The sequence below is a fragment of the Paenibacillus sp. FSL E2-0151 genome, assembly GCF_037993015.1.
In the GTDB taxonomy this organism is placed as follows: Bacteria; Bacillota; Bacilli; order Paenibacillales; family Paenibacillaceae; genus Paenibacillus; species Paenibacillus amylolyticus.
Window position 1 is genome coordinate 2,712,624 of the sequence record NZ_CP150308.1, and the last position, 16,562, is coordinate 2,729,185.

Consider the following 16,562-nt stretch of genomic DNA (forward strand, 5'->3'; position numbering starts at 1 on the left):
GGTGGCTCATAATGTTGACGGTTCATGATTCTAAGCAAAAGGTAGTCACGTTGCAAACAAAGGAACTTTTTTTCCTGGCTGGTATTCTCGGTTCAGACCGACTGCTTGGTGTGGAAGATCCGTTTCGCGGCTATATGGCGGAGGATATCGCGATGGAGTGGGAGCGTGTCAAAACCTCCCTGCTTGACAAAGGATATCTGATTCGGGATCAGGATACCGATGAGCTGATCATGACACCGACCGTTTTCTCCAGGGTAGCCATTGCCGGATTGTCCGACAGAGCTTGTTGGATTCGCTACACGATCAACGGCAAGTCGTATGAGAGTTATATCCATTGCACGGATGAGCGGGTCGTTGAAGTTTCCCGTGTTGACGACGTACCGGACTCGTTCCGGCTCAGCGATCTGGGAAGTGTTCGTGAAGCCATTGATGTTCTGATAGAGCGGATGAAATGGAGCGGCCATTCTCCTGCGGAGAAACCGGCCCTAATGTGCTCCAAGAAAAAATTTTATGATGTCATGAATGAGCTCGAAAACAGCGGAGTACAGACCGTAGCAACGGAACTCGAACAGGAGACAAGTGATCCTGAGGGCTCACTTGCACTGGCACGCTGTCTGGTGGGTAAGGAGTCAGACGGGGAGCTCAGGTTGCTTGTATGGAATGAAGACGGGTGGAAGTCGCAGTCGGCAGCATTTGCTGCAAGTGCGGTTTCCAACTGGTTGTTCCGGATGAGCACTGCGGCTTCAGATGATTGGCTTGTTGCAGCACTAACGACTAGAGAACAGTTTCACGAGATGCTGCTGGACTGGCTTAAACAGCCTGCAGGGGAAGAGGAAAGGTGATGGTAAATGCGCATTCGTGTGGAACCGGATGTGCTTCGGGCACTGAGCAAGCAGATTCAGTATGCAGCGGAGCAAATACAGCAAAAGATGACAGTGTTGGATCAGGCGATTCATTCGCTGGAGTGGGAGGTTGAATCCCGCGCAGCGGTGATGAATGAATGGAATCACAGTAAACGACTGGGCGAGGATGCGCTGCGTCGATTAATGGACTTAAGCGTACAGCTGGGACGCAAAGCGTTGTTATTCCAGCAGGCAGACATGGAGTATCGTTCCGTGCTGAGTCATGTGAACACAGCCTATGGTAATGCGGTCAATATGCTGAATGTTCTTCAGAACAATCGTACAGGAGAAATCATGCCTGCACATTCTGCAACTGTAGCTGTAGTATCCGATCCCCTTTCCGCAATGGCGGCCGTATATCGTGTACAGGATGCCGCTCCGCCTGATGGCTCCCCGGCTACACTGGTGCAGGCTATGCAGCCTGAGCCTGTAGCATGGAGATTCACAGATCCTTCCTTTCGGGGAAGAAGAGGGACCGAGCCTGTTGTTTCCTGAACAGGGTGAATAAAAGTAACAGCAGAAAGTGAATATTTTTTTGTAAATAGGCTGTTAGGAGAAGTTTCAAGTGCTGAAAATGGGGTAAATAGGATTAGGTCCTTCGGCTTTTGTCCGATCGATCCTGGTATAGTACAATTTGAACAAGTAAAAATTTAATTGCACAAACCAAGGAGGAATTTACAAATGGCAGGACGTATTTTAGTTACCCCAGAGCAGCTTGATCAGGTTTCCAACCAATTTAAACAAAGCGGTGAGCAAAGTCAGCAAATCGTATCTACATTGACTCAATCCATCACAAGCATGGAAGGACAATGGGAAGGTATGACAAAGCAACGCTTCTTCCAAGAGTTCCAAGAAGCTAGCAAACAAATGCAATCATTCGTTCAAACGCTGAACAGCATCAGCGCTGAACTTACAGCTATTGCTAACAAATTCCGTACAGCTGACCAAGCTCGTTAATCTGCTTTACATAGATCAGGCCGATGTGAAGTCTGAATTCGTCCTGAATTATAGGTGGATAGCAAGCTGAAGATGTACAACTACAGCAAAAACCGGGCGTTTTCACAACACCCGGTTTTTGTTGCAACTATGACACTAGGACAGAGAGAGGGATAAGCATGTCTTTTCAACCAAATCCCGGGGATGAAGTGGTGATTAACGACATTGCCTATACGATTGGGCAACATCCGGCAGCGCCGGGTCTGGCTTATGCCCAAGCCGGAAGGCAGGGGATTGTTTATCAGTTGTTACCCCGAAATGGTTCCATTCATGGGGCTAAAGCACTAAAAGTATTTTTTCCTAAATTCCGTATTCCGGCTATGGTATATCAGTCTGAGCATATGGAGTCTTATAGTGAACTGCCAGGTTTGCAGGTATGCAAGCGTGATGTGCTCACTCCGGAAAGAAACGGAGCGCTCATTGGAAAACATCCCGATCTGTTATATGCGGTGTTGATGCCATGGGTGCAAGGTCAGACCTGGTTCGATGTAATCAGTGATCAGAGACAGTTGACGGCTGAGGAGAGCCTGAAGCTGGCTAGAGCGCTTGCTGGAACAGGTTCGGCTATGGAACAACGTGGACTGGCTCATTGCGATATGTCCGCTCCCAATGTAATGATTCCGTTTTTTTCCGAAGTGGAGAACCTGGGGAAGATGTCTGCGGTAGAACTTGTGGATGTCGAGCAGATGTACGGTTCCAAGATGGATCGTCCGGATGCCCTGCTTGCCGGGTCACCCGGTTATGCAGCCCATCGAACAGTGCACAGCGGTTTGTGGAGTTCATATGCTGACCGATTTGCCGGAGCGGTTATCATTGCTGAAATGTTAAGCTGGTCCGACCCTGTGATTGTAGAGAAAGCGTGGGGCGAAAGTTATTTTGACCAGCATGAAATGCAAACGGTGAGTGAACGGTATTATGCGATGCGGGAGTCCCTTGAGAAGCGTTGGGGTTCCAAACTGTCCGATCTGTTTATTCGAGCTTGGGAAAGTCACGATCTGAGCAGTTGTCCGACGTTTGGTGAGTGGTATGTTGCATTGGCTGCGGTAGACGTGGATCAGGCCAATGCGGCGGCTGCGACATCGGAAGAAAAAGCTGCCAATCCATCCGAAGCTGATGTGAATCTGAAAAAGAGCTCAGAACCAGTAAGTGAACCGGTGAATACGCAAGACGGGAACCGTCCCCAAACGCCGCACTCTCCCGATCAGGAAGCGGTTGTGAACCGTCTGTTCCTGCAAGCAAGAGCCCTGGAGGATGAAGATAAACCGGCTGCAGCACTGGAAGTGTACCGCTCGCTTTATCATTTTATTCCTCATAACAGCGCGATGCAGATGGAAGTCGAGGCCGCAATTAAGGAACTGGATGCAAAGCTTAATCCAAAAGAAGACACAGACAAACCTGTACCTGTGCCATTCTACAGATCCAAAAAGTTCATGATATCCTCCGCTGTGCTTATTGTATTGCTGGCAGGTGGCGTGCCAACGGTCAAAATACTCGCCGATCAGGCAGAGGTGAAACAGAAAGAACAGCAGGAAGCCACACGACTGGCAGATATCAAAGCTGCGGAAGAGGCTGAAGCAGCAAAGGCAGCTGCGCTCAAACAGCAGGAAGAACAAGAGAAGCAAAAGGCCGCAGATGCTGCAAAACTGGACGCAGAGGAAAAGAAAAAGCTTGCTGAAGCCAAGCAGAAGGCAGCTGAAGCAAAGAAAAAAGAAGAAGAACGTAAGGCGTTACAGGCCAAGTACGACAAACAGGCGAAATATGAGGCCTTTCTGGTGAAGCAAGAACAGCAGAAGAAAGAAGCTGCTAAGAGAGCGCAGCAGGAGAAGTATGATAAACAGGCAAAATATGAAGCTTATCTGGTCTGGAAAAAAGAGAATGATGCCAAGCTTGCAAAACAGGAAGCGGAGCGTAAAGCGGCAGCTGAAGTTAAACGTCAACAGGAGATTGCTCAGAAAGCAGCTCTGAAGAAAAAACGTGCCCAGAATGTGGTCACGCTGATTGCTCATTACAATAAAACGTATAACGCTCAAAAAGGCAGAAAAATTGAAAATGCGGAATCGTATGCCCGTGATTTCAAAAATCTTTACAATACCGATGCTTCCTATTTCAAAGGTGTTGGCAAAGTAGCCGCTCGAATGAGTGCCATTAACAAATTCCTGAGCAACAACAGCTATACGTTGCCTAACTTATAAATAACACGTGAATGATGGAGGTGACTCACCCTAGATGAACTACACGATTCAAGCATCACAGCGTACACCTGCACTTATTATATATTTAATTGATATTAGCGCCTCCATGAACATGGTTCTGGAAAATCGTCGACGGATTGACGTCGTCTATGATGCCTTATCTCTCGCGATCCGCCAAATGGTATTTCGCTCTACCAAGGGAAATCGTCTGACACCTCGCTATCGTATAGCCATATTGGCTTACAGCGATGATGTATATGACTTGTTGAACGGAATCAAAGGGATTGACGAGATCGCTGCCGTTGGTTCTTTGCCTGACCTGACACCGAGACGGTTTTCAGATTCTGCGAAGGCTTTCCTGCAGGCGGAAAAGATTCTACAGGCCGAAATTCCGAATATGCAGGATTGTCCTGCGCCACTTGTATGCCACATGACCGATGGGGTGGCTACAGGTGAAGATCCCGAGCCGATTGCCAAAAGAATCATGGGCATGAGTGTGCCGGACGGCAATGTACTGGTGGAAAATATTTTTATATCGGATCATCTGCTGGAAGGACCAATTGCTGAACCTAGAAGATGGAAGGGAATCTCTTCGGAAACGAATCTACAGGATGAGCATGGAGAGAAGCTGCGGAATATGTCATCCGTCCTGCCCGAAAGTTATCGGGAAATGCTTGTTGAAGCTGATTATTTGCTTGCACCCGGTGCACTCATGATGCTGCCAGGTACATGTGCAGAATTGGTATCAATCGGGTTCCAGATGTCCGCTGCTACGCCTGTGAGATAGGAGGGGAATCATGAGAGCGATGCGTTTGGCAACATTGTCTGCTGGAGATAAGGGGGGCCATGCCGAGCAACGGCATGGCAACTTTCGCTATGTGAGTGTACAGACCGGGGAACAGCCGCTAACTCGCTATCAGGGTACATTCAAGTGCAGATATGGTTATGGCAGAGCGGCTGAGACGGTCCATCAGGGAGATACCGGACAGGACTTTGCTGCGGTACGTATGAAAGGGAATATCTGCAATTTTGTTTTGTGTGATGGCGTAGGCATGAGTTACCTGGGCGATTTTGCAGCGCGTTTTCTAGGGAATGCTTTGCTGGATTGGTTGGAAACGACGCAACACACAACGGTAGAGGGTGTTGAGCGTCTTCTCCATGATCTTACCCTTCCCGCATCGGAGCAATTGGAGAAATTACAGCCACTGGAAAGTTCCCCTTTGTTGCTGCGTGAAGTGTTGATGGAAAAGCGAAGTCGGGGCAGTCAGGCCATGTATGTCTGTGGGCGGATTGAGCTCACGGGAGGCGGCCGCAAAAGTCGGGTGTGGCTTGCGTGGCAAGGAGATTCCCGTATTCGCCTGTGGCGTAATGGTCAGGAACAGTCTGAATTATTTCAGACTCACTGCAAGACAAATGAGCGTTGGTCTACCCTTGAAGGACCTGTTGGTGGTAAGCCGCACATCTGCGAGATGAAAGGGTCCGCAGGAGATTCACTGCGTCTTCAGTTATATACGGATGGACTGAACGACCTGGATGCCATTCAAGCCTATGTCCCGGATGAACACATTCAGGTATTGCTGGATGCGACACATACCGGCGGTCTTGAAGATGATGCCGCTTTCATTGAGCTGGAATGGTGAGTGCGGGATATCAAGTTGTGGATCGATCCTGATGAAGCTGTGACAGCGGCGAAGATCAACTGTGAAAAAACTTGTTGGTGTTGATTTAAAAGACACTCTTTTTGGGTAATCTTGTGAAGAATTGGCTTTCACGATGAGTATGAACGTACATTCTTACATAATTGCTAAAATGAAGGAGTGGGATGGATAATGACACAACATAACGGCAAGTCACGGTTCCAAGGCAAGGTTGCGATTATTACCGGAGCAGGATCCGGGATTGGGAAAGCCACTGCGGTCAAGCTGGCTAAAGAGGGCGCGCATGTTGCATTGTTTGATCTGGTGAATGATCGGATCTCGGAAACGGAAGCAGAGATTAATGCGCTGCACCCCGGTGCGGCAAGAGCATTTGATGTAGACATTTCCGACCCGGCACGTGTGGAAAAGGCTGTACTGGAAACCGTTGAGTTATTCGGCGGTTTGGATATTGTTTTTGCCAATGCGGGCATTAACGGTGTATCGGCACCGATTGAGGAAATTCAGGTTGAAGATTGGCAACAGATTATTACAACCAACCTGAATGGTACATTTTTCACGATAAAGTATGCATTGCCTCACGTGAAAAAACGGGGTGGCGGCAGTATTATCATTACGAGTTCCATCAACGGCAATCAACGCTTCTCAAGCTTTGGCATGTCGGCGTACAGCACGTCCAAGGCAGGGCAGGTTGCTTTTGCCAAGATGGCCGCGCTTGAGCTGGCAAAGTTCAAGATACGTGTAAACGTGATCTGCCCAGGAGCGATTGCGACAAATATCGATCAAAGTACGGTCAAAACGGATGATCTGCAGCAGATCATTATTCCGATGGAGTTCCCGGAAGGACAGCAGCCGCTGGCGGACGGGCCGGGTCAGCCGGAACATGTTGCCGATCTGGTAAGTTTCCTCGCATCGTCCGAATCCAGACATATTACCGGAGCAGAGATCGTCATTGATGGTGCCGAATCATTGCTCAGCTAAGTGAGTATTCTGGATAAATTTTATTACTGCTAAGGCGTGTCTTAAGGTGTGTCTGCGATAGTCGTTCCTCTGGAACGGCTTTTTTTGTTATAATGCTAACATTCGAATAGAGATACTGAAGAGCAGTAGGGTACATTCATTAGGAGCGATTATATGCATATAGAGTTACCGATACAAGAGGTTATTCCTGAGTTAAGACAGTTATTTCTGGATCAAGATACAGGTGTGTTAATTGCAGAGCCAGGAGCGGGAAAAACGACTGTTGTACCGCTGGCTTTGCTGGAGGAGCCGTGGGTTGCGGGACGGAAAATCATTATGCTGGAACCCCGAAGGCTGGCTGCGCGTTCAGCTGCATCGAGACTGGCGGCTACGCTAGGGGAAAAGGCGGGTCAGACTGTAGGATATCGTGTACGCATGGATACTCGGGTGAGTCAGGCGACGCGTATTGAAGTTGTGACGGAAGGGGTATTGACCCGGATGTTGCAGCAGGACCAGGGTCTTGAGGATACGGCGATGATTATATTTGATGAATTCCATGAGCGTCACTTACACGGAGACTTGGGTTTGGCTCTGGCATTGGAATCGCGAGCGATGTTACGTCCAGATCTGAAATTGCTGGTGATGTCGGCGACCCTTGATCCTGTTCCCGTCTGTGCATTGCTTGGCGAAGGTACAAAATCAATTCACTGTCCCGGGCGCACGTTTCCGGTGGAAACTCGATATGTACCGAGACCGGCAGCTATGCCACTGGAACAATTCACCGCTCAGACGGTGACGAGGGCATTAGCCGAACAGGAGGGGGACGTGCTTGTTTTCCTTCCTGGTGCAAGAGAGATACACCGTACAGAGCGGGAGTTATTAAACGGTTCTCTTCCTGGACATGTGAAAGTTCATTCCCTGTATGGCAGTATGCCGGTGGAACAACAGGATGAGGCCATACGGCCGGCGGCTGAGGGGTCGCGCAAAGTTGTGCTGTCCACTTCCATTGCGGAATCCAGTCTTACACTCGCTGGGGTTAAGATTGTGGTGGATGCAGGGCTGAGTCGTGCATCGGCATTTTCGCCGCGCACGGGCATGAGCCGGCTTGTCACTCTGCCGGTGTCCAAGGCGTCAGCCGATCAACGGCAGGGTCGTGCAGGGCGAATTGCCCCGGGGGTGTGTTACCGGCTATGGAGCGAAGAGGTTCATGGGGGACTGCCTGAGGCAGCTCGCCCGGAGATCACCTCCGCGGATCTTGCGCCGCTGGCGCTGGAGCTTGCCGTCTGGGGTGTCCAGTCCCCAGCAGAGCTGCAATGGCTGGACACCCCGCCTGACGCCGCCTACGGCCAGGCACAGGCGCTGCTGCGCCAGCTGGGCGGCCTGGACGACGCAGGCCGCATCACGCCCTTCGGGCGGCGGATGAACACGCTTGGCGTGCATCCGAGACTGGCCAGCATGTTGCTCCGCGCAGCGGAGCTTGGGCTGGCCAGCTACGCCAGCATGCTGGCGGCACTGCTGCAGGAGCCTGCCGGCCTCCGCAGCAGTGGCAGTGCAGGCGCGGGCACGGACCTCCGCCCGCGCGTAGAAGCGCTGCTGACCGCGGACAGCAGCGGCATGCCGCAAGCGGCAGCGGCTGTCGCAGACGGCGCGGCCGTGCGGCGCATGCTCCAGGAGAGCCGCCAGCTGCGCTCGGCGCTCGGCCCGGCGGCCGATCCGGTGCGGCCGGATGAGGACAGCTGCGGATTGCTGCTGTCCTTCGCCTATCCGGACCGGATCGGGCAACGCCGGGAGGACGGCCGCTATCTGCTGAGCAGCGGCCGCGGCGTACGGCTCGCAGCGACAGAATCGCTGAGCCGTGCAGCGTATCTGGTTGCAGCCGAGGCAGACGACCAGGGAGCAGATGCGCGCATCCTGCTGGCTGCGCCGTTGCAGGAGCAGACCTTGTTGCAGGCAGGACAGCACTTGTTGCACAATGAAGTGCAAGTGGCTTGGGATTCCAATACCCGCAGCGTGCGGGCACATAAGAGACTTCGGATTGGAGCCCTTGTGATTAAAGAGAGCAGTATTGCACAGCCACCTGAAGATCAGGTGCTGGAAGCACTGTTAACCGGAATACGAATGGAAGGGCTGGATTGTCTGCCTTGGACAAAAACATCCAGACAACTTGCGGACAGGCTACGGTTCCTGCATCTCCATCTACCTGAGTGGCCTGACCTGATTGAAGATGATCTGACCGAAGAGCTGGCAGAACATCTTACCCCTTATCTGACAGGCATGCGATCGGCAGCCGACCTCAAGAGATTGTCGATGCAAGATGTATTACTTGGTGGCCTGAGCTGGACGCAACGACAACAACTGGACGATGAAGCTCCGACGCATATACAGGTGCCCAGTGGCTCACGTATTCCTGTGGACTACAGTCGTCCAGAGGACCCGGCGCTGGCAGTAAGATTACAGGAGATGTTTGGACAACAGGAGACACCGCGTATAGCGGGTGGGCGAGTCCCGTTGACCATCCACCTATTATCACCGGCTCAGCGACCTGTACAGGTCACACGAGACTTGGCGAATTTCTGGCGAGAGACGTACTTTGACGTCAAAAAAGATCTGAAAGGTCGTTATCCGAAGCATTACTGGCCGGATAATCCACTTGAAGCGGTCGCCACAAATCGGGCCAAACCACGGGGCAAATAGATGAATTACTTCATTTTTAAAGACATCAACGATTTGGTTCCCAAAGGGCGCGTTATCAGGGTTAGACTTTGCTGAACAACAGTCAGTTTTGTAGCTGATCGAATCATTCTCTGTCTTAAAGAATCACCCTTTAACCAGAACGTGTCTCAAAACTAGCTAACGTGCATCTTTTACTATCTTTTCGCCCCATGTTACGTCACTTTGCCTTTTCGTCCCATGCTGCGTCACTTTCCCTTGACGTGCCCCGGCACGCCTGCTGAAAACTTCCGGCATGGAACGATAATTTGGCAAAATCTGCTTCTTTTGAGGTTGAAGACACATCCTAGAGCGTATCTTCAAACCTGCCGAAGCCAAAGCGTAACTGAACGTGCCTGGAGCTGATGATGGAGCAGAAACATGGAGCGGAGCGCTAACGAACCTGTGACGACTTATTCAGCGATTTGAAGTACCCGCAGTAATCTAAGGAATCTGAAACACGCTATATTTGAATAACCAGCCATTTACAACGGGTTTGTCAGGTAATTTTGGTAAATAACGTGTCTCATGGACCTATGTCAAAAAAGTAGACACTACGCTGCGGATTTGTCCGTAAAATTCATCGCAAAACGAGCAGGGGAAAGATACCCTAGTGCGCCATGCATTCGCTTGCGGTTGTAATAGAACTCAATGTACTGGTAGATGGCAGTATAAGCCTCTTCCGGCGTCTTAAAACGAGGGTTGCAGTAAATGAGTTCCTTCTTTAAAATACTGTGCCATGACTCAATACAGGCGTTATCATAACAGTTTCCTCGGCGGCTCATGCTTGATTCCATTCCGTATGATTTTAGTTGCTCCACGTATTCTTTTGACGTGTATTGAGAGCCGCGATCTGAGTGATGGAGTAATCCCCGAGCGGGGCGTTTGGCCTTATAAGCTTCCTCCAGTGCACCCATCACCAAACTGGTTTCCATATGGTTATATAGACGCCAGCCTACAATTTCACGTGTGCACAAATCCAGAACGCTGGCGAGATATAGACGACCTCCTCGGCAAGGAATGTAGGTGATGTCGGTAACCCATACCTTATTCGGTTTGGACGTTTTAAATTGCTGATTCAGCGTATTTGGCGCAAGGGGATGGTCGTGTTTGGAATCCGTCGTCTGAACGCGATATTTGGGCATGACCACAGAACGTAGATTCATTTGACGCATGTATATACTGACGGTACGTGAAGAGATTCGCAGCCCTTCTAAATGGAGCAGATACGTAATTTTAGGGCTTCCACACCGCATCTGGTGGTCGTAAAAATGATAGCGAATACGCTTCATGACCTCGTCTTTACGGTTCTGCCGCATGCTGGTTCGGTCCATTCGCCATTTGTAATATCCGCTCCGTGATACTTGAAAGGTTCTGCACATCTTCTCCAAAGAAAACTCGGAGCGATGATCTTCCACAAACTGAAATCTTAGCTCTTTGGTTTGCTGAAGATGTGCACTGCTTTTTTTACAATCGCCAGTTCTTCTTGTGTATCCGCAAGCGTGTGATCTTTCTCTTGAAGCAACCGGCGCATCTCTTGAAGCTCTGCTTCCAGTTCCTTCACTCGATCTACGCTGGCAACAGGCTCATGTTTTAGTTCGCGGTACTTACTCATCCATTGGTGCAACGTACTTTTTGGAATGTTGAGTTCTTCTGCCAAATCTCCAAGTGTCTTCGTCTGCTCTTGAATGAATTTGACCGTTTGTTTTTTGAATTCTTCGTTATATCGTTGCCGCTGTTCTCCCATGTGGACACCTCCGTTAGTCTTATTATCCTTCCGTCCGTTAACGGGTGTCCACTTTTTATTCTAGCTCCATCATGTTCCTTACAAAATAAAATGAGGACCCGAAGGCTAAATAAGACGTCCTCGGTTCCTTAGAAAATCGTCTGGGACAATCCGCCAAGATCAGCCAGTCTAGACTTCAAGATGTTCTGGACGCCGACGTGCTTCAACGTAGAACATGCCTGATAACGTATCACATACCTGAGTTTGAAGGCACACCCTGATGAGGATTAATAAGGAATGAACTTCAGCAATTTTTTACTATCAACACATAGTATATTGACTTGCAAACGTTTAAAAGAAACTTAGGCGGGTAATAACATAGCGAACCACTCAATAATATGAGGAGGGATTCACTATGCAGAAGAAAATCGTAGGTGTGTTTAATACAGAACGTGAAGCATCGCAGGCTATCGAGGGTTTGAAAGCACAAGGATTCACTTCAGACGAAATCTCCGTTGTTACACAAGATCGGGATGAACTGAAGGCAATTCGGGAAGAGACAGGTACCAAAGCCCCTGAAGGCGTGGCTGCGGGTGCAGCAACAGGTGGTGTACTTGGTGGTGTAGCCGGTCTGCTCGCAGGTATCGGTGCACTAGCCATACCCGGCATAGGACCGATTCTGGCCGCAGGCCCTATCGCGGCAGCATTTACCGGTGCAGCTGTGGGTGCAGGAGCTGGCGGATTGGTGGGTGGACTTGTGGGTCTTGGTATTCCGGAAGAGGACGCTAAACAGTATGAGGAGTATGTACAGAATGGTAAAATCCTGCTGCTCGTAGATTCTACGGATCGGGACTCCGATGTGTACGATGTGTTCAGTGGCAACAGCCAGCTTAACCGAGACAGAGCCGAAGCAGCTCATCGCGGAGATGTGCCAGCCGAACGTCCGGATCTGGATATGGAAGAACGCAGATTGGATGCCCAAAACAAGGCAGCGCGATTCGGTAACAATACATTCCTGTAATCTTGCCGCGAATTTAATCGATATGAAATAAAACCCAATGACTTATTATCTGTAAAATGGAATGACATATATGATCCACCAGATGGTCATTAGCCGGTTTCCTTAAGGGAAGCCGGCTTTTGTCCCTGTGTTGCATATGGGTGGGTGTCAATAATGTCGGATGGTGTTTTTACCCAGTCAAGCAGGGAATAACAATACATATAACAGTACAGCCAAAGCGAGTCCAATCACCAGTAGCATCATGGTAAGAAACCGGATTAATCCGGTCGATGCCTGAAACGTCTGTTCATTGATTTGGGTACGCTTCCGATGATAGGCTGCTGCCGAATACACAATGATGGATATGCCGCCAATCAGAGAAGTGATACCCGTAATAATCGCCGAAATATGTGCAAGCCGATCATACGCCGACGAATTGAAACCAAATCCGGCAGCAAGAAAGCCGATGCCCGCCATGGCAATACCGGTGCGCACCCAGGCCAGAAAAGTTCGCTCGTTAGCCAGATGTTGCTGGACATACTTGGAATCGGTAGTGGTTACGTCTTTTTCTGTTAAAGAAATGTGAATCAACTCCGTTCAATAAATATACGGCTTCATTGTACTTTGTTTTTATCGCAAAACCAAGAAAGGATGGCTGAATGTATGCCTCGCAAAGAACGAATTACAGAAATAGAGAGTTTAAGGGGAATTGCCTTTGGAGCGGTGGTTCTCCAGCATTCCATCGCACATTACTCTCTGGTCCCGGAAACGAGACTGGAGGATGGTGTGTTACTGGCCATACTGCTGATGCTCTCCAAATTTGCAGTTCCTTTATTCATATTCATAACAGGTATGGTGCTGTTCTATAACACGGGAGACAAGCTGCATTACGGCAAGTTTATGAGAAAAAGAGTAAACGACGTGATCGTGCCTTACCTGATCTGGTCACTCATTTATTTTACACTGGCACCGAGGGGCTGGACCGGATTTGGATGGAATGACATCCCAGACCTAGGCCTGAAGTTGCTTACGGGCAAAACGACTTCACACTTTTGGTACATCATTATGTTGATCCAGTTTTATCTGTTATTTCCACTCTTTTTGCATGCCATTCGTTATGTATATAACCGATATGAGGCCAAGGGGCGCTTGATCGCATTATTGATTTCTGGTGTGGTGTATCTTGTACTTGCGGATCAATTAAGAAACATCGCCAAGTTCATGGAACAGGTGAATATCCCGGTGCTGACAGATGCTTTTACAACGTATGCAGACCGTAATTTCCTCTATTTCTTTATTTATTTTGTACTTGGTGCAGCAGCAGGGTTATCTGTCCAGCACTGGAATGAATGGACTCATCGATTGCGCTGGATATACTGGACAGTGTTTATTGTTCTGGGTCTGCGGTTTACTTATTTATTAATGCTAGAGTTTCAGAAGCCGGAGGGAATCAAAATTACGTTCTACACGGTCAGCTTGATCCGCCCTGATATGGCAATCTTTCTGATCGCTTCCATTATGGTCATGTACCAGCTGGCCGGAAAACTTCATAACCTCAGGGCTACACGATTGCTGGGATGGATTGGTGGTGTATCGTATGGCGGTTATCTGATGCATATGTTGATGCTGCGGTATAGCTACATTCCGGATGAGTTGTTTTATGTTGCTATGGGCTGGAACCCTGTCGTCCGAATGATCATCACCTGGTTGTTGGCTCTTACATTATCCTGTGTAGTGACATGGCTTATCTCGCGTGTAAGCTGGGGCAAATGGATTGTGGGAGCCGTACCGAAATCTGTCCGCAATAAATGAAACCATCAACATATGAAAAATTCACAACAGAATCACAGCTGTGCAGGAATGTACGGGAGTACGAGAGTATACGGACACAAGATACAGGAGCACAGGTATTACAGCTTTTGCACAGACTTTCTTGTCATTAACATTCGATCTCACGACACCCTGAGCCCTGAAATAAACAAACTTTCGAATCAATTTAAATTTCATAACTCACTAAAAATGGATTTCTGTAACTGGATATAGACAAATTGAACCGTTTCGATCGATATCCAGCCTTGATTGAAGCAGCTAAAAGTATTATGAAATTGATTCTTTTGAATATAAATTAAAATTTCATTACATGAAAAATTCACAAAAGCAAACCTTTTTCCGTGCTTCCCCCGGGTCAACGCGTATTCACACGATTTCTTGCTCGCCCTCCTTGAATATAGATAAAAGGGAGGCAAAGCGGAGAAAGATGGCAGAACCCGAACATAAGTTTTATAATACTAGATATATAGGTTCTGACAGGAGGGGAATGAACGTGGCTTTTATGATTGCACAGCGGGCATTTATCAAGCTGTATCTGATTACGATGGTTGAACAGCACAGGGGGTATGGTTACGAGATGCTGGAGGCGATGAAGCAGGAATTCAAAGACTACGGTTATGTACCACCCCAGAGCGAGGTATATCGGGCATTACATGAATTGGTACAACAGGGTGTATTTTATCGCACAAAGAAGCTGAAGGGTAACGATCCAAAGGTCGATTTTCAGGAAATCGTTTTATATCATTTCACGGATGATGGTGCGGAAAAAGCTGAGTTATACAAGAAACAGGTCAAAACGGACCTGGATCGTTGTCTCGGCATGTTACACAAGGCAGAAGAGGACAATTACGGTACGAAAGGAAGATGAGCATGAACAGACAGTTACAGTGGGGTGTACTCGGTACGTCAACCATTGCCAAAAATGCAGTCATTCCGGCGATCCAGCAGTCTGAACGTGGTGAGGTGTTGGCAATTGCCAGCCGCAGCAAAGAAAAGGCAGAAACCCTTGCCGAAGAACTCGGCATTGCCAGATCGTATGGCAGTTATGAAGAGCTCATCGCTGATCCGGACATTGAAGCCGTCTATATTCCTTTGCCTAACCATATGCACAAAGAATGGACCATCAAAGCGGCACAGGCTGGCAAACACGTGTTGTGTGAGAAACCGGCTGCCTTGAATGCAGATGAATCGGCAGAAATGATCGAGGTATGTCATCAGCATGGTGTTCTTTTTGCAGAAGCGATTATGTATCGATATCATCCCAAGCACAGACGTGTGCAAGAGATTATAGCTAGTGGAGAGATTGGCATCGTCAGAGCCATCCATGGTAATTTTACCTGTAATACCGCTGATGACAAGGAGAATGTAAGGTTCAAAAGAGAGATGGGCGGCGGATCATTATTCGATCTTGGCGTGTATCCGATCTCGGCGGCCCGGATGTATCTGGGACAGGAACCGGAAGCGGTGACAGTTCACGCTCTATTCTCGGACGAGCATGATGGCGTGGATATGATGGCGTCGGGACTGGTAGAGTTTCCGAATTCGGTAGCTTTAACTTTTGACTGTGGCATGTGGGCTTCAGGTCGAGCGGAGATGGAGATTCTCGGGACGGAAGGGCGGATTGAACTGCCAAAAGTATTTGGCTGGGAGAACAGCGATATTCCACCTCAGATTATTGTGCACACCGATTCGGTCAGCCGTGAGGAACGTGTATCCGTGTCGAATTCCTATGTGCTTCAGGTGGAGACGTTTGCAACGGCTGTGCTTGAAGGAGAGGCCTTACCTTTCAGTCCGGAAAATACCATTCAAAACATGCGCGTTATTGATGCATGCCTGGAATCGGCTCGAACTCGTCAACGTGTGCAATTGATCGATTAGATTAGGTCAAATCAGTTTAAACATACTAGAAAAGTAGACTCCATCTTCAGGGATGAGAGTCTTTTTTTCTGTCTTAAAATGTTACAATTATAATATTTTACAATTTAAACGTCTTCATTTGATATTTCTACCAAAATGATGTGATATAAATAGTCATGAGATGACTTGTTTACTATAATCTAGCAGAACATACAACTAGACTGTTACAGCTTGCAGAACGCATATCGTGACAACGTTCATCTACTTTGAGGGATCGGGAGGCCGGATTGATGAAAAAGTTGATATCCACCGCATTACTGGCATTGTTGTTAACGTTTGTTTTCCTCACAGGTTCACAGTTCACTCCAGTCGGACAGCAGAAGGCATCTGCTGCAACATGTACCATCATCAATACGTTTACGGGTGTAGCAAATTATTTGAGTGCAAACGGAACGTTGCCATGTAACTTTATTACCAAATCACAGGCAACAGGACTTGGCTGGGTAGCGTCAAAAGGAAACTTGGCTGTAGTTGCTCCTGGCAAAAGCATCGGTGGGGATACATTTGGCAATCGGGAGGGGCTTCTGCCTTCGGCCAGCGGACGTACATGGCGCGAAGCGGATATTAACTATACTTCCGGCTTCCGTAATTCGGATCGGATTGTGTACTCCAATGATGGACTCATCTACAAAACGACAGATCACTATGCATCATTTACACGTTTGAAATAGAGGA

At 48.6% G+C, this 16,562-nt stretch carries 16 protein-coding genes; 13 read left to right on the plus strand and 3 right to left on the minus strand.

Annotated features, from left to right (window positions below):
* The first annotated feature begins 11 nt into the window (after positions 1-11).
* From MHI55_RS12530 to hrpB, 8 genes are all read left to right on the plus strand, one after another.
* Positions 12-842, plus strand: a complete 831-nt coding sequence (locus MHI55_RS12530; RefSeq protein WP_036670435.1) for a hypothetical protein — start codon at positions 12-14, stop codon at positions 840-842.
* A 6-nt stretch (positions 843-848) separates the two neighbouring features.
* Positions 849-1,397, plus strand: coding sequence for a WXG100 family type VII secretion target (locus tag MHI55_RS12535; protein ID WP_017689072.1), 549 nt, complete (start codon positions 849-851; stop codon positions 1,395-1,397).
* 186 nt (positions 1,398-1,583) lie between these two features.
* Entirely contained in the window at positions 1,584-1,859 is a 276-nt protein-coding gene (locus MHI55_RS12540; protein ID WP_017689071.1) for a WXG100 family type VII secretion target, read from the plus strand.
* A 158-nt stretch (positions 1,860-2,017) separates the two neighbouring features.
* A complete protein-coding gene (locus MHI55_RS12545; protein WP_036670436.1) occupies positions 2,018-4,090 on the plus strand; it encodes a membrane protein in 2,073 nt (690 codons plus the stop codon).
* 34 nt (positions 4,091-4,124) lie between these two features.
* Positions 4,125-4,877 carry a vWA domain-containing protein gene (locus tag MHI55_RS12550; protein WP_017689069.1) on the plus strand — a complete coding sequence of 251 codons (753 nt, stop codon included), beginning with the start codon at positions 4,125-4,127 and terminating at the stop codon, positions 4,875-4,877.
* A 10-nt stretch (positions 4,878-4,887) separates the two neighbouring features.
* Complete coding sequence (locus MHI55_RS12555) at positions 4,888-5,730, plus strand: protein phosphatase 2C domain-containing protein (protein ID WP_036609194.1); 843 nt, start codon at positions 4,888-4,890, stop codon at positions 5,728-5,730.
* Between the two features lie 189 nt (positions 5,731-5,919).
* A complete protein-coding gene (locus MHI55_RS12560; protein WP_017689067.1) occupies positions 5,920-6,726 on the plus strand; it encodes an SDR family NAD(P)-dependent oxidoreductase in 807 nt (268 codons plus the stop codon).
* 153 nt (positions 6,727-6,879) lie between these two features.
* The gene (gene hrpB, locus MHI55_RS12565) at positions 6,880-9,399 is read left to right on the plus strand and encodes an ATP-dependent helicase HrpB (protein ID WP_340390148.1); all 2,520 of its coding nucleotides are present in this window, start codon (positions 6,880-6,882) and stop codon (positions 9,397-9,399) included.
* A 569-nt stretch (positions 9,400-9,968) separates the two neighbouring features.
* Here the strand turns inward: hrpB and MHI55_RS12570 are convergent.
* Both MHI55_RS12570 and MHI55_RS12575 read right to left on the minus strand, forming a co-directional pair.
* Positions 9,969-10,832 carry an IS3 family transposase gene (locus MHI55_RS12570; protein WP_339189383.1) on the minus strand — a complete coding sequence of 288 codons (864 nt, stop codon included), beginning with the start codon at positions 10,830-10,832 and terminating at the stop codon, positions 9,969-9,971.
* Between the two features lie 11 nt (positions 10,833-10,843).
* On the minus strand, positions 10,844-11,161 hold the full coding sequence (locus tag MHI55_RS12575; RefSeq protein WP_074094933.1) for a transposase: 318 nt from the start codon (positions 11,159-11,161) through the stop codon (positions 10,844-10,846).
* A 394-nt stretch (positions 11,162-11,555) separates the two neighbouring features.
* Here MHI55_RS12575 and MHI55_RS12580 point away from each other — a divergent pair, with 394 nt between their 5' ends.
* On the plus strand, positions 11,556-12,161 hold the full coding sequence (locus MHI55_RS12580) for a general stress protein (RefSeq protein WP_340390150.1): 606 nt from the start codon (positions 11,556-11,558) through the stop codon (positions 12,159-12,161).
* Positions 12,162-12,338: 177 nt separating this feature from the next.
* Here the strand turns inward: MHI55_RS12580 and MHI55_RS12585 are convergent, their stop codons facing one another.
* A complete protein-coding gene (locus MHI55_RS12585) occupies positions 12,339-12,731 on the minus strand; it encodes a DUF202 domain-containing protein (protein ID WP_235193787.1) in 393 nt (130 codons plus the stop codon).
* Between the two features lie 72 nt (positions 12,732-12,803).
* Here MHI55_RS12585 and MHI55_RS12590 point away from each other — a divergent pair, with 72 nt between their 5' ends.
* From MHI55_RS12590 to MHI55_RS12605, 4 genes are all read left to right on the plus strand, one after another.
* Positions 12,804-13,952: an acyltransferase gene (locus MHI55_RS12590; protein WP_076326803.1), complete on the plus strand. Its 1,149-nt coding sequence runs from the start codon at positions 12,804-12,806 to the stop codon at positions 13,950-13,952.
* A gap of 511 nt (positions 13,953-14,463) precedes the next feature.
* Positions 14,464-14,838, plus strand: a complete 375-nt coding sequence (locus MHI55_RS12595; protein WP_036609188.1) for a helix-turn-helix transcriptional regulator — start codon at positions 14,464-14,466, stop codon at positions 14,836-14,838.
* 2 nt (positions 14,839-14,840) lie between these two features.
* Positions 14,841-15,848: a Gfo/Idh/MocA family oxidoreductase gene (locus tag MHI55_RS12600; protein WP_076318555.1), complete on the plus strand. Its 1,008-nt coding sequence runs from the start codon at positions 14,841-14,843 to the stop codon at positions 15,846-15,848.
* 269 nt (positions 15,849-16,117) lie between these two features.
* The gene (locus tag MHI55_RS12605; RefSeq protein ID WP_076318556.1) at positions 16,118-16,558 is read left to right on the plus strand and encodes a ribonuclease; all 441 of its coding nucleotides are present in this window, start codon (positions 16,118-16,120) and stop codon (positions 16,556-16,558) included.
* The last annotated feature ends 4 nt before the right edge of the window (positions 16,559-16,562 follow it).

Excerpts from the sequence above, each read along its gene's own strand:
- MHI55_RS12530 (WP_036670435.1), top strand. The coding sequence starts at position 12 with ATGTTGACGGTTCATGATTCTAAGCAAAAGGTAGTCACGTTGCAAACA.
- MHI55_RS12545 (WP_036670436.1), top strand. The coding sequence starts at position 2,018 with ATGTCTTTTCAACCAAATCCCGGGGATGAAGTGGTGATTAACGACATT.
- hrpB (WP_340390148.1), top strand. The coding sequence starts at position 6,880 with ATGCATATAGAGTTACCGATACAAGAGGTTATTCCTGAGTTAAGACAG.
- MHI55_RS12550 (WP_017689069.1), top strand. The coding sequence starts at position 4,125 with ATGAACTACACGATTCAAGCATCACAGCGTACACCTGCACTTATTATA.
- MHI55_RS12540 (WP_017689071.1), top strand. The coding sequence starts at position 1,584 with ATGGCAGGACGTATTTTAGTTACCCCAGAGCAGCTTGATCAGGTTTCC.
- MHI55_RS12580 (WP_340390150.1), top strand. The coding sequence starts at position 11,556 with ATGCAGAAGAAAATCGTAGGTGTGTTTAATACAGAACGTGAAGCATCG.
- MHI55_RS12600 (WP_076318555.1), top strand. The coding sequence starts at position 14,841 with ATGAACAGACAGTTACAGTGGGGTGTACTCGGTACGTCAACCATTGCC.
- MHI55_RS12605 (WP_076318556.1), top strand. The coding sequence starts at position 16,118 with ATGAAAAAGTTGATATCCACCGCATTACTGGCATTGTTGTTAACGTTT.
- MHI55_RS12575 (WP_074094933.1), bottom strand. The coding sequence starts at position 11,161 with ATGGGAGAACAGCGGCAACGATATAACGAAGAATTCAAAAAACAAACG.
- MHI55_RS12560 (WP_017689067.1), top strand. The coding sequence starts at position 5,920 with ATGACACAACATAACGGCAAGTCACGGTTCCAAGGCAAGGTTGCGATT.
- MHI55_RS12590 (WP_076326803.1), top strand. The coding sequence starts at position 12,804 with ATGCCTCGCAAAGAACGAATTACAGAAATAGAGAGTTTAAGGGGAATT.
- MHI55_RS12555 (WP_036609194.1), top strand. The coding sequence starts at position 4,888 with ATGAGAGCGATGCGTTTGGCAACATTGTCTGCTGGAGATAAGGGGGGC.
- MHI55_RS12535 (WP_017689072.1), top strand. The coding sequence starts at position 849 with ATGCGCATTCGTGTGGAACCGGATGTGCTTCGGGCACTGAGCAAGCAG.